The following is a 13,792-nucleotide window of genomic DNA, read 5'->3' as shown; positions in this document are numbered from 1 at the left end:
GCGGGGGCGTGCGGTGATGGTGGCGGCGCGGCGCGCCGGGACGTGCGTGGCATCGTGCTCCCTCTCGTCGTCGAGCCCCGTCGCAACGGGTCCGGGCCCGCCCTCGTCGGCGGGCCCGCCGCGGCGGGTGGGCTCGACTGTCGTCACGGGCGCCGAGCGGTCACAACGGCCGAAACGTTTCGGGGACCCGGAGGCGCGACAGGGCCGGCAGGTGCGCCCGGGCGCGTCGACGCGCGAGGGCGGCGCCGGAGCGGCGCAGGAGCTCGCCGGCGTCGGGCGCGGTGGTGACGCTCCCGACGTGCTCGACGACGATGCCCTGAGAGAGCGTCGCCCCCGCGCGGGCAGCGGTCCGCACGGCGTCGTCGGCCGTCGAGCCGTCGAGCAGGACGACGTAGTCGGTCGGGGCGAGCTCGCACACGGACCCCGCGTCGCCCACCACGCCCCGCAGGCGGTGGAGCGCCGGGACCGTCGGCGGGGTCGTGAACCCGACGGCGAGCAGGTGCGCGTCGTAGCCGGCGACCCGGCGCGCGCGCTCGACGGACTGCGCGAGCCGGTCCACGAAGAGCCCACGGTGGAGCACGCCGGAGTCGGGGTCGACGAGCACGCGCTCGCGCAGCTCGCTGCGGTACCGCTCGACGTCGGACAGGACCGCGAGCGCACCGACCATCCGCGCCGGCCGTCCACCGGCGTCGTGCACCGTCACCGCGCGGCAGCGCACCCGGACGTGCTCGCCGTCGGCGCAGCGCAGCCGGTGCTCGACGTCGAGCGGCTCCTTCGTGCCGGCGAGCTGTGCGGCCAGCGCGGCGTGCACCGCCTGGACGTCGTCCGGGTGCACCCGCCCGAGCCACTCGTCGGGGTCGTCGCGCAGGTCCCGCGTGTCGCACCCGACGATCTGCGCCCAGGCCGGGGAGTACTGCACCGTCCCCGCCTCGACGTCCCACTCCCAGGTCCCGTCGTGGGACGCGATGGAGACGAGGGCGGCACGCTCGGCGCCGGCCTCGACCTCGAGCACGAGCTCGCGCACGCGCTCGGCCGCGTCGGCGAGCGCGTGCTGCTGGTCCTGGAGGGAGCTGAGCAGCGCCTCCTGGTCGAGCGCGACCGCGAGCATCGCGGCCCAGTGGTTGTAGCGCTCGCGCGTGCTCGTCGAGCGCGTGTCGAGCAGCCCGCCCACGACGAGGAAGCCCCAGTCGGAACGCCCGAACGCGACGGGCGCGACGATCGTCATCGACCGGGGGTCGAGGAGCTCGCGCGGGGGGAACTCCGCGGTCGGGAAGGTGGCGTCCGCGAGCCGCTCGACGGCGCTCCCGCCGCCGCGCACCCCCACGATCCGCAGCACCCGCCGCGCGCTGCCGTCACCGGCGTCGTCCCACAGCGCGAGGGCGGCGGTCCCGCCGAGGCCCCGCGGCAGCCAGTCGAGCCGGCGCAGCGCCTCCCCGTCGCCCCGCAGCAGCCCCAGGTCGACCTCGTAGAGGTCCACGAGGTCCTGCTCGAGGCGGCCGGTCCGGGCGAGGGAGCCGTGGGCGCACCCGCGGGCGAGCGCCACGACGACCTCCGTCGCCGTCGCACGCAGCGCCTCGGCACGAGCCGTCGCCGAGATCGGCGCCCGGTCGCGGTGCGCGCTGCGCGCGAGCACCGTCCGGCCGAGCTGGGTCGCGGCGGCGCTCGCCCGGCGCCGGCGCACGTCCCGCACGAGGTCCGCGACCTCCGCCTCGACCGCGGGGACGAGCTGTTCGAGCGCCTCCTGCGAGGGTCGGAGCGCCGCGGTGCGGTCGGCGAACGAGCGCAGCGCCGCGGGCGGGGGCACCACGGCGCCCTCGGCCGCGCCCCGCAGCATGTGCCGGAGCAGGTGGAGCCAGGCGTCGAGCGGCGTCGCGCGTCGCGCCGCGTCTCCCGGACGGGCGCGCCGTCGGGCCCCGCGCAGGTCGCCCCGCTCGGCGACGGACGCGAACACGACACGCGCGACCTCGTCGAGCGGCCGGACCGGCGGGTCGGTGGGCGCCGCCGGAGCCGACGGCGGACCGGCCACCGCCTCGCGGGCCGAGCCGGAGCGCCCGCCCGCCCGGATGAGCTCGCCCTGGGTGCCCTCGAGGCATCCGCACGACTCGCGCCGGATGAGCGCCGCGCGGCCCAGGCGGTTCTCCCGGACGACGTCCTCGCCCCGCACCCGGGCCACGAGCAGCTCGGCGACCCGCTCCCCCACCTGGTCGTGCAGGGGGTCGACGGTCGAGAGGCGCGGGCGTGACCGCGCGCCCGCGTCCGCGTGGTCGAACCCGACGACGGCCTGCGCCGCGGGCAGCTCCAGGCCGGCCGCCTGGAGCCCGCGCATGAACCCGATCGCGTTGCGGTCCGTCGCGGCCAGGGTGGCCGTCGTCGGCAGGCCGCGAGCGGCGAGGCGGCGCGCGACCGTCTCGGCGCTGGCCTCCTGGTTGTCGCGCGTCCGGTAGACCCAGGACGGCGAGAACGGCAGGTCGTGCGCGTCGAGGGCGGTGCGGTACGCGTCGAACCGCTCGAGCGTGTCCCGCTGCTCGGTGTTCCCGAGGAAACCGATCCTGCGGTGGCCGTGGCCGGCGAGGTGGTCGACGGCCGCGCGGACGCCACCCGCGTTGTCGGGGGCGACGGTGGGGGCACGCAGCCCGTCCGCGCGCACGCCGAGGAGCACGAGCGGGACGCCCGAGGCGTCGAGCTCGCGGAGCTCGGCGTCGGCGAGCGCCGTCGTCATGACGACGAAGCCGTCGAACGACGACCGCCCGAGCACCGGCCTGCGCCCCGGTGGCCCGGGGAACTCGTCGCGGTCGAGGTCCGCCGGGTACGTCTGGAGCGCCACGACACGGTGCCCGTGCGAGCGCAGCACCCTGGCTATCCCGGCCAGCGACCGTCCGAAGTAGAAGCCCCCCACCACCGGGCACAGCACCCCGAACGTGAGCTGTTCCCCCGCCTGCCTCGGTCGCCTCGTCGCGTCCGTCGACATCTGCCTCACCGTCCTCGTCGTCGAGTCCTGATATGCATCATGCACCCAAACCGGGCACAGTGTGGGAGCGTGACCACAAATCCCTCGCCGGGGGCCTCGTCCTCCGGCCCGCCGACGCCCGGTGAGCGGCGCATCACGATCACGGACGTCGCGCGCGCGGCGGGCGTCTCGATCGCCGTCGTCTCGTACGCGCTCAACGACCGCCCGGGGGTGTCCGAGCGCACCCGGCGGCACGTCCTGCGCACCGCCGCCGACCTGGGCTGGCGACCCAGCGCGGCCGCACGGTCGCTGCGCGCGCGCGCCCGCAGCGTCAGCCTGCAGGTCGTCCACGGACCGGAGGGCTCGCCGGGACCGGCGCGGGCCGTCGCGCTCGCCGCCGGCATGCGGCCGGCGCTGGCCGCGCACGACCTCGCCCTGAGCGTCGAGGTGGTCTCCGACCGCGAGGACGGCGGTCGCGACATCGAGACGGGCTGGTCGGAGCGGCGGCACGCGGCGTTCGTCGTCACGGGCGTGCACGAGCGCGACCCCCGGCGTCGGGTCGCGCGGGACGGCACGATCCCGCTCGTCGAGGTCGCCGACGGCGGGGGACCAGACGAGCGTCCCGGCGTGCCGCAGGGCAGCGGGCCCGACACCCCGGTGTGGTTCGCCGGCGACGCCGACGCGCGCGCGGCGCGGTACCTCGTGGAGCTCGGGCACCGCCGCGTCGCCCTCCTCGTGTCGGACGCCCACGACGACGTCGCGCGCGCCCTGCACGACGCCATGAGCGGCGCGGGCGGCCCCGAGACCCGGGTGGAGCTCGTGGAGTGCCGCACGTGGGAGGAGACGCGGGCGGCCGCCGCACGCCTGCTCGCCCACACGTCCCGGCCGACCGCGGTCCTCACCGACGGCGACGTCAGTGCGCTCGCCGTGCTCGAGGCCGCCCGACGCCGCGGGCTCGAGGTGCCGTGGGACCTGTCCGTCCTGTCCGGGGAGGACTCGGCGACGTGCCGGCTCGTCGCCCCGGCGCTCACCGCGGTCCACCGCCCGTTCGTCCCGCTCGGCGCGCACGTCGCCGAGACCCTCGTGCACCGGTTCCGACTGGGACGCGCCGTCGCCCGGCCCGACGGCGCCCGGCCCGACGGCGCCCGGCCCGACGGCGCCGGGACCGGCGAGCGGCCCGGTCCGGCCCCGGTGGCGAAGCTCGTCCTGCGCGGGACGACCGCGCCACCCCGGCGCGCCTAAACGTTTCGCGCGGTGTGCATCCCGGCTCCGGGTGATCACGGTGGTCCCCGTCGGGCGCCTCGCCCGGCACGCGGACCGCCGTCCGCGTCACCTGACCCCGCTGGAGGACCCCGTGCCATCCCGTTCGAGTCGACTGCGCAAGGGCGCGACGGTCGTCGCGTCGCTCGCGCTGCTGAGCGCGCCCCTGGTCGCCGCCACGGCGCCCGCGAGCGCCGCCGAGCCCCGTGTGAGCAACCCGTTCGCCGGCGCCACCCAGTACGTCAACGACTACTGGTCGGACAACGTCGAGGCCGCGGCCGCTCGCGCGGGCGGCGACCTCGGGTCACGCATGCTGACGATCGCCGACGAGCCCACCTCGGTCTGGATGGACCGGATCAGCGCGATCGAGGGCAACGCCGACGGCCCCGGGCTGCGGACGCACCTCGACGCCGCGCTCGAGCAGAAGCAGCCCGGCGTGCCGATGGTCTTCAACCTGGTGATCTACGACCTGCCCGGCCGGGACTGCTACGCGCTCGCCTCCAACGGCGAGCTCAAGCCCACCGCCGCGGACATGCAGCGGTACAAGACCGAGTACATCGACGTCATCGCCGACATCCTCGACGACCCCGCCTACGAGGACCTGCGCATCGTCGCGACGATCGAGCCGGACTCGCTGCCGAACCTCATCACGAACATCAGCACGCCCGACTGCCAGGCGTCCGCGCCGTACTACCGCGAGGGCGTGAAGTACGCGCTGGACGCGCTCCACGACGTCGGCAACGTGTACTCCTACATCGACGCGGCGCACGCCGGCTGGCTCGGCTGGCCGAGCAACGCGGGCCCGGCGGCGAAGCTCTTCAAGGAGGTCGTGCTCTCCACCGAGGCGGGCTACGCGTCCGTGACGGGCTTCGTCACGAACACCGCCAACTCGACCCCGCTGCACGAGCCGTTCCTCGAGGACGTCCAGATCGGCAGCACGCCCGTGCGCTCGGCGACCTTCTACGAGTGGAACGCGGACTTCGACGAGACCGACTGGACGGCGCACCTCTACGACCTGCTCGTCGCCGAGGGCTTCCCGTCGTCGATCGGCATGCTGATCGACACGTCCCGCAACGGCTGGGGCGGCCCCGACCGCCCGACCGCGGTGAGCACGTCGACGAACCACAACACCTACGTGGACGAGTCCCGCGTCGACCAGCGCGTCCACCGCGGCGCGTGGTGCAACCCCGCCGGGGCCGGCATCGGCGAGCGCCCGCAGGCCACGCCCGCCGGCTACCCGGAGTCGCACCTGCACGCCTACGTGTGGGTCAAGCCCCCGGGCGAGTCGGACGGCGCGTCGACCGAGATCCCGAACGACCAGGGCAAGCGGTTCGACCGCATGTGCGACCCGACGTTCGTCTCCCCCAAGCTGGCCAACCAGCTCACGGGCGCGCTCCCGGACGCCCCGCTCGCCGGGCAGTGGTTCGAGTCGCAGTTCCAGATGCTCGTCGAGAACGCCTACCCGGTGATCGAGCCGGGCGGCGAGGTCCCGGACGACAGCACGCCGCCGTCCGTCCCGACCGGCCTCGTGGCCGGCGCGACCACGGCGACGTCCGCGACCGTGAGCTGGACGGCGTCGACGGACGACACCGGCGTGACCGCGTACACCGTCCTCGTGGACGGCACGGCGGTGGGCACGACGGCGACGACCTCCTTCACCGTCACAGGGCTCGCAGCGGACACGTCGTACGCCGTGACCGTCCGCGCCCGTGACGCGGCCGGCAACGTCTCCGCCGCGTCGGCGCCGCTCACCGTCACGACCGACGAGGACGCCGGGCCGGGCGAGGACACGACCGCACCGACGGCACCGACGGGTCTGCGCGTCGCCGGCGTCACGACGTCCTCCGTCTCGCTCGCGTGGAACGCGTCGAGCGACGACACGGGCGTGGACGGCTACCGCGTGTACCGCGGCGGCGAGGTCGTGGCAGAGGTCGCCGGGACGTCGTACACCGACACGGGCCTCGAGGCCGGCACGGCGCACGTCTACGCGGTGCGCGCGGTCGACGCCGCGGGCAACGTGTCCGCGACGTCCGGCACGGTGACCGGCACGACCGAGGAGGACGGCGGCGAGCCCGCCGGCGCCTGCACGGTCGCGTACACGGCGAGCTCGTGGAACACCGGGTTCACCGGGTCCCTGCGGATCACGAACGACTCGGCCACGCCGCTGCAGGGCTGGAGCCTCACGTTCGACTTCGCGAACGGTCAGACGATCTCCCAGGGCTGGTCCGCGCAGTACGCGCAGTCCGGCTCGACGGTGACCGTCACCCCGGCGGCCTGGAACACCACGCTGGGCGCCGGAGCGAGCGTCGAGATCGGCTTCAACGGCTCCCACTCCGGGACCAACACCGAGCCGACCTCCTTCGCGCTGGACGGCGCGGCCTGCACCGTCGCGTGACCGGCTGACCGGCGGCCGGGGCGCGCAGGGGCGCCCCGGCCACCGGCCCCTCTGATGCACGACGTGCCACCCGCGATCCTGACCAGGAGTCGCGCGGCGGGTCGACATCGTTATCGACATCGTTCCCGACATGGCCGTCGGGATCGTTCCCCCCAGAAGCGGGCCGCACGTCGGCCCACGCTTGGAGAGTGCACCATGCGCAGGAACAGCATCGGACGATCGCTCGCGACGACGCTCGCGGCCACGGCTCTCGCCGCCGCGACCGTGGTCCCGGTCGCCACCACGGCGACGGCCGCCACCGAGCCGCTCGGCGACGCGGCCGCCCGGCACGGCAAGACCGTCGGCTTCGCGCTCGACCCCGGCCGGCTCTCCGAGAGCGGCTACCGGGCCGTCGCCGACCGCGAGTTCTCGGTCGTCGTCGCGGAGAACGCGATGAAGTGGGACGCGACCGAGCCGTCGCGCGGCTCGTTCTCCTGGGGAGCGGCGGACCAGGTCGCGAGCTACGCGGCAGCACAGGGCGCGGACCTCTACGGGCACACGCTCGTGTGGCACAACCAGCTCCCCGGCTGGGTCCAGGGGCTGTCGGGCACGGAGCTGCGCACCGCCATGACGGACCACGTCACGGCCGTCGCCGGGCACCTCGCCGGGGACGTCGCGGCCTGGGACGTCGTCAACGAGGCGTTCGAGGACGACGGCTCCCGCCGGCAGAGCATCTTCCAGCAGCGCCTCGGTGACCGCTACATCGAGGACGCGTTCCGCGCCGCCAGGGCGGCCGCCCCGGACGCCGACCTGTGCATCAACGACTACAGCACCGACGCCGTCAACGCGAAGAGCACGGCGATCTACGACCTCGTGCGCGACTTCAAGGCCAGGGGCGTGCCGATCGACTGCGTGGGCTTCCAGGCGCACCTGATCGTGGGCCAGGTCCCGTCGACGCTGACCCAGAACCTCCAGCGGTTCGCCGACCTCGGGGTCGACGTGCGGATCACCGAGCTGGACATCCGCATGAGCACCCCTGCCGACGCATCGAAGCTGGCGCAGCAGGCGTCCGACTACGCGAAGGTCTTCCAGGCCTGCCTCGACGTGGACCGCTGCACGGGCGTGACGCTGTGGGGTATCACGGACAGGTATTCGTGGATCCCCGGGGTCTTCCCGGGGCAGGGCGCCGCCCTGGTCTGGGACGACGCGTACACGGCCAAGCCCGCGTACGCCGCGATCGCCCAGGCGCTCGGGGCGCAGGACGACGGCTCGGGCGGCGACGACCAGGCGCCGTCCGCCCCGACCGGCCTGCGGGTCTCCGGCGCCACGCCGTCCTCGGTGTCGCTCGCGTGGGACGCGGCGAGCGACGACACCGGGGTCACGGGATACCGGGTCTTCCGCGACGGGACGCAGGTCGCCGAGGTCGCTGCGACGTCGTACACCGACACGGGCCTCGAGCCCGGCACGTCCTCCGCGTACGCGGTGCGCGCGGTCGACGCCGCGGGCAACGTCTCCGCGACGTCCGGCACGGTGACCGGCACGACCGAGGACGACGGCGGCGAGCCCGCCGGCGCCTGCACGGTCGCGTACACGGCGAGCTCGTGGAACACCGGGTTTACCGCGTCGGTGCGGATCACGAACGACTCCCCCGCGACGCTCCAGGGCTGGCGGCTCGCCTTCGCGTTCCCGGACGGCCAGACCATCACCCAGGGCTGGTCGGCGCAGTACGCGCAGTCCGGCTCCGCGGTCACCGTCACCCCGGCGGCCTGGAACACCACGCTGGGCGCCGGAGCGAGCGTCGACATCGGCTTCAACGGCTCCCACTCCGGCACCAACACCGAGCCGACCTCCTTCACCCTGGACGGCGAGACCTGCACCGTCGCCTGATCGGCTGCCGCGTCGGATGCCGCATCGGATGCCGCGAGCCCGGGGCGTGCAGGGGCCGCCCCGGTCCGCGGCCTCGCGAGAACGCGTGCTGACCCGGGCCGCGCCCCCGGCCCGGGTCAGCACGTCCTCCGCCCTCCGAAACGTTTCACGCACTCGGCCGTCGAAGCGCTTCACCTAGCGTGGCGCGCGGCACGACGACGTGCCCGGGGGCTCGCCCCCGCCTCACGCACGAAGGAGTGAGAGACGGATGAGCTTGCGACCAGCCATCGCCGCGCTCGTCGGGTGCGGGCTCCTCGCCACGGGACTGGGGGCGGCCGCCGCGGTCGTCCCCGGGGTCGTGGCAGGGACCGCCGCGAGCGCGACCACGACCGCTGCGGCGGAGTACGACTGGGGGAACGTCGAGATCGTCGGCGGCGGATTCGTGCCGGGGATCGTCTTCAACCGGACCGAGCCCGGCCTCGTCTACGCGCGCACCGACATCGGCGGTGCCTACCGCCTCGACCAGCAGACGCAGCGCTGGGTCCCGCTGCTCGACCACGTGGGCTGGGACGACTGGGGCCACACCGGCGTGCAGAGCATCGCGACCGACCCCGTGGACCCGGACAACGTCTACGCCGCCGTCGGCACGTACACCAACGCGTGGGACCCGAACCCCGGCGCGATCCTGCGCTCGTCCGACCGCGGCGAGACGTGGCAGCGGACCGACCTGCCGTTCAAGGTCGGCGGGAACATGCCGGGCCGCGGCATGGGCGAGCGACTCGTGGTCGACCCCCACGACAACGACGTGCTGTACCTCGGCACCGAGGGCGGCAACGGGCTGTGGCGCAGCACCGACGCGGGCGTCACGTGGTCCGAGGTCACGTCGTTCCCGAACCCGGGGAACTACGTCCAGGACCCGTCGGACGCCAACGACTACCTCACGTCGAACCAGGGCGTGGTCACGGTCGTGCCCGACACCTCCACCGGGACGCCGGGCTCCCCCACCCCGACCCTCTACGTGGGGGTCGCGGACAAGGACGACCCGCTCTACCGCTCGACCGACGCCGGCGCGACGTGGGAGCCCGTCCCCGGCGCCCCCACGGGCTTCATCCCGCACAAGGTCGTGCTCGACGACGAGGGCGGCCAGCTGTACCTCGCGACGTCCGACACGGGCGGCCCGTACGACGGCGGCAAGGGCGACGTCTGGCGCCTCGACACCGCGACGGGGACGTGGACGCAGATCAGCCCGGTCCCGTCGTCCAGCGCCGACGCCTACTTCGGCTACTCGGGTCTCACGATCGACCGCCAGGACCCGGACACGCTCATGGTCGTGAGCCAGATCTCGTGGTGGCCGGACATCCAGGTGTACCGCAGCACGGACCGCGGCGAGACGTGGACGTCGATCTGGGAGTGGGCCGCGTACCCCGAGCGGGACCTGCGCTACTCGCTCGACATCTCGGGCGCGCCGTGGCTCACGTTCGCCGAGCAACCCACACCGCCCGAGCCGAGCCCGAAGCTCGGCTGGATGACCGAGTCGTTCGAGATCGACCCCTTCGACTCCGACCGCTTCTTCTACGGCACCGGCGCGACCGTCTACGGCGGCACGGACCTCACCGACTGGGACACGGGCGGGACCGTGGACATCTCCGTGAAGGCGCAGGGCATCGAGGAGACCGCGGTGCTCGACCTCGTCGCGCCACCCGGCGGCGCCGAGGTGATCTCCGGGCTCGGCGACATCGGCGGCTTCGTCCACGACGACATCACGCAGGTGCCGGACATGATGTTCACCCAGCCGTACCACGGCGCCGTCCACGGCCTCGACTACGCGGAGCTCGCGCCGTCGACCGTCGTGCGCGTCGGCCAGGGGGTCGACGGCGCGGTCGCGTCCCACATCGGCGTCTCGACGAGCGGCGGGTCGTCGTGGTGGGCCGGTCAGGAGCCGTCCGGGGTGACGGGTGCGGGGACCGTGGCCGTGGGCGCCGACGGCGGTCGCATCGTGTGGAGCCCGCAGGGCACCGGGGTGCACGTGTCGACGACGCTCGGCTCGTCGTGGACCGCGTCGACGGGCGTGCCGGCCGGCGCGCGCGTCGAGGCGGACCGCGTGGACCCGGAGGTGTTCTACGCGTACGCGGCGGGCACCTTCTACGTGAGCACCGACGGCGGTGCCTCCTTCACCGCGTCCGCGGCGTCCGGCCTGCCCGCCGAGGGCAACATCCGCTTCGCCGCCGTGCCGGGCCACGGGGGCGACGTGTGGCTCGCGGGCGGGACGGCCGAAGCGACGTACGGCATGTGGCGCTCGACCGACCAGGGCGCGACGTTCACGCGCCTCGCCGACGTCGACGAGGGCGACGCGGTCGGGTTCGGCAAGGCCGCGCCCGGTGCCGACTACCCGGCGGTCTACACGTCGTCGAAGATCGACGGCGTGCGGGGCGTCTTCCGCTCCGACGACGCCGGTGCGACGTGGGTCCGGATCAACGACAGCGAGCACCAGTGGGCGTGGACCGGCTCGGTCGTCACGGGTGACCCCGACGTCTACGGCCGGGTGTACGTCGGGACGAACGGGCGGGGCGTCGTCGTCGGGGAGCTCACGGGCGACCCGGGGACCGACCCGACCGAGGAGCCGACCGAGGAGCCGACCGAGGAGCCCACCGAGGATCCGGGCGACGCCGCGTGCTCGGTCGCGTACGACGTCGTCGGCTCGTGGCCGGGCGGGTTCCAGGCGACCGCCCGCGTGACGAACACGGGCGACGCGCCGGTCGCCGGGTGGGACCTCGTGTGGCGGTTCACGGCGGGCGAGCAGGTGGCCCAGGCGTGGGGCGGGACGGCGACGCAGACCGGCGCCTCGGTGCGGGTCGCGGCGCCGGGCTGGGCGACGACGCTCGCACCGGGCGCGTCGTCGGACGTCGGGCTCATCGGCTCCGGCACCCCCGGGACGCCCGAGGCCTTCGCCCTGAACGGCGAGGAGTGCACGGCGTCGTGACATGACGCGGTGGCGGGTGGCGGGTGGCGGTCGCCGGTCGGGCGACCACCACCCGCGTTCGCGGTCAGGCGCTCGGGCTGCGACCGCGGGCACCCCACCTGACACTGTCCGGGTGCGACTGCGCCGCGTGTCCGTGACCTCGCCGGGGTACTCGCGCCGCCCGAAGGGCGACGCGTGGGTGTTCCTCGACGTCGACGGGGTGCCCTTGACCGACGAGGAGGAGGTCGCCCGGTGCACGCAGCTCGCCGTCCCGCCCGCGTGGGAGGACGTGTGGATCTGCCGGTTCCCGAACGGCCACATCCAGGCGTTCGGCCGTGACGCCGCCGGTCGCGGCCAGTACCTGTACCACGAGCAGTGGCAACGGACGCGCGCGCGGCGCAAGCACGACCACGTGCTCGACGTCGGACGGCGGCTGCCGGCGGCGCGGCGCCACGTCGCCCGGGACCTGGAGCTGCCGGGCATGGGTCGCGAGAAGGTCCTGGCCCTCGCGTTCCGCCTCCTGGACCTCGCCTACTTCCGCGCGGGCGGCGAGATCTACGCGAAGCAGAACAAGAGCTACGGCCTCGCGACGATCCGCAAGGAGCACGCGCGCGTCCGCCGCGACGGGAGCGTGCACTTCCACTACCCCGCCAAGTCGGGTCAGGTGCGCGACGTCGTCGTCGACGACGCGGTGGTGGCCGACCTCGTCACGACCCTCAAGCGGCGTCGCGACCCCTCGGGGAGCGGCGAGCTCCTCGCGTGGCGCGAGGACGTCGCGGGGCGAGCCGTGTGGCACGACGTGACGAGCGCCGACGTGCAGGCCGCCATCAAGGAGCGCCTGGGACCGGATGCGACGCCCAAGGACTTCCGCACGTGGCACGCGACGGTGCTGGCGGCGCGCGCGCTCGCCGACGCGGGCGCCGCCCCGCGGTCCGACCGCGCCCGACGGCGCGTCGTCACGGGCATCGTCAAGGACGTCGCCGAGGAGCTCGGCAACACCCCGGCGGTCGCGCGGTCGTCGTACATCGACCCACGCCTGTTCGACCTGTGGGAGCGTGGCGAGACGATCGGGTCCACCCGGTCGCCGTCGCGTGCCGAACGAGAAGTGCTGGAGCTGCTGGGATGAAGATCGCCGTCACGGGTGTCACCGGGTACGTCGGCGGGCGCCTCGTCCCCGAGCTGCTGGACGCCGGGCACGAGGTCCGGGCGCTCGCGCGCCACCCCGAGCGCCTCGCGGGGCGTGACTGGGCCGGGTCGTCGCAGGTCGAGCTCGTCGAGGCCGACGCGAGCGACCTCGACCAGATCCGGTCGGCGCTCCAGGGCACCGACGTCGCGTACTACCTCATCCACTCGCTCGGGACCGGGCCGACGTTCGAGGCGCGCGACCGGCGCACCGCGCTGACGTTCGCGCGCGCGGCGCGCGAGGCCGGCGTGCGACGGATCGTCTACCTCGGCGGGATGTTCCCGGACGTGCCCGAGGGCGAGCTGTCGCCGCACCTCGCGTCGCGCAAGGAGGTCGGGGAGATCCTGCTCGCGTCGGGGGTCCCGACGACGGTGCTCCAGGCGGCCGTCATCCTCGGCTCGGGCTCGGCGAGCTTCGAGATGATGCGCTACCTCACCGAGCGCCTCCCCGCGATGACGACGCCGAAGTGGGTCGACAACCGGATCCAGCCGATCGCGGTCCGCGACGTGCTGCGCTACCTCGTCGGTTCGGCGTCCATGCCCGACGACGTCTCGCGCGCCTTCGACATCGGCGGGCCGGAGGTGCTCACCTACCGGGACATGATGCAGCGCTACGCGCGCGTCGCCGGCCTGCCGCGGCGCCGGATCGTCAGCGTCCCGGTGCTCACGCCGAAGCTGTCGTCGCACTGGGTCGGCCTCGTCACCCCGGTGCCCAGCGGCATCGCGCGACCGCTCGTCGAGTCGCTCCAGCACGAGGTCGTGTGCCAGGAGCACGACATCGCCCGGTACGTCCCCGACCCGCCGGGAGGCCTCCTGGGCTTCGACCAGGCCGTCGGGCTCGCGCTGCAGCGCATCCACGACGGGGAGGTCACCACCCGGTGGTCGTCGGCGTCGGTGCCGGGCGCGCCGTCGGACCCGCTGCCGACCGACCCCGACTGGGCGGGCGGCTCGCTGTACGTGGACGAGCGGCGCACCGTGGTCGACGCGCCGCACGACGTGCTGTGGCGCGTCGTCGAGGAGATCGGCGGGCAGGGCGGCTGGTACTCGTGGTCCCTCGCGTGGCGCGTGCGCGGGCTGATGGACCGCGTCGTCGGCGGCCCGGGGCTGCGGCGCGGGCGACGCGACGAGCACCGCCTGCGCGCGGGCGACGAGCCCGGCCGGGGGCGCGTCGGGGCGATCGGGCCGGGGGGGCGGGCCCCGCTCG

General features: G+C 74.8%; 7 protein-coding genes. 6 read left to right on the top strand and 1 reads right to left on the bottom strand.

Annotated elements, in window-relative coordinates; all coding sequences use genetic code 11:
• Positions 1 to 160 precede the first annotated feature (160 nt).
• Positions 161 to 2,968, bottom strand: a complete 2,808-nt coding sequence (locus NFS20_RS21985) for a substrate-binding domain-containing protein (RefSeq protein ID WP_251153908.1) — start codon at positions 2,966 to 2,968, stop codon at positions 161 to 163.
• A 69-nt stretch (positions 2,969 to 3,037) separates the two neighbouring features.
• Between NFS20_RS21985 and NFS20_RS21980 the strand changes: the two genes are divergently transcribed.
• The 6 genes from NFS20_RS21980 to NFS20_RS21955 form a co-directional block, all read left to right on the top strand.
• On the top strand, positions 3,038 to 4,189 hold the full coding sequence (locus tag NFS20_RS21980; protein ID WP_251153907.1) for a LacI family DNA-binding transcriptional regulator: 1,152 nt from the start codon (positions 3,038 to 3,040) through the stop codon (positions 4,187 to 4,189).
• 112 nt (positions 4,190 to 4,301) lie between these two features.
• Complete coding sequence (locus tag NFS20_RS21975; protein ID WP_251153906.1) at positions 4,302 to 6,602, top strand: glycoside hydrolase family 6 protein; 2,301 nt, start codon at positions 4,302 to 4,304, stop codon at positions 6,600 to 6,602.
• Positions 6,603 to 6,797: 195 nt separating this feature from the next.
• Positions 6,798 to 8,468, top strand: a complete 1,671-nt coding sequence (locus NFS20_RS21970) for an endo-1,4-beta-xylanase (RefSeq protein WP_251153905.1) — start codon at positions 6,798 to 6,800, stop codon at positions 8,466 to 8,468.
• Between the two features lie 247 nt (positions 8,469 to 8,715).
• A complete protein-coding gene (locus NFS20_RS21965) occupies positions 8,716 to 11,427 on the top strand; it encodes a cellulose binding domain-containing protein (protein ID WP_285821166.1) in 2,712 nt (903 codons plus the stop codon).
• 112 nt (positions 11,428 to 11,539) lie between these two features.
• Positions 11,540 to 12,532 (top strand): DNA topoisomerase IB, encoded by a 993-nt coding sequence (locus NFS20_RS21960; RefSeq protein WP_251153904.1) that lies wholly within the window; start codon positions 11,540 to 11,542, stop codon positions 12,530 to 12,532.
• Positions 12,529 to 13,792: SDR family oxidoreductase (locus tag NFS20_RS21955; protein ID WP_251153903.1), on the top strand; the 1,264-nt coding region annotated here is incomplete at its 3' end. The genes NFS20_RS21960 and NFS20_RS21955, both read left to right, overlap by 4 nt.

The organism is Cellulosimicrobium sp. Marseille-Q4280, assembly GCF_943181405.1.
In the GTDB taxonomy this organism is placed as follows: Bacteria; Actinomycetota; Actinomycetes; order Actinomycetales; family Cellulomonadaceae; genus Cellulosimicrobium.
This window is presented reverse-complemented; position numbering and strand designations above follow the sequence as displayed.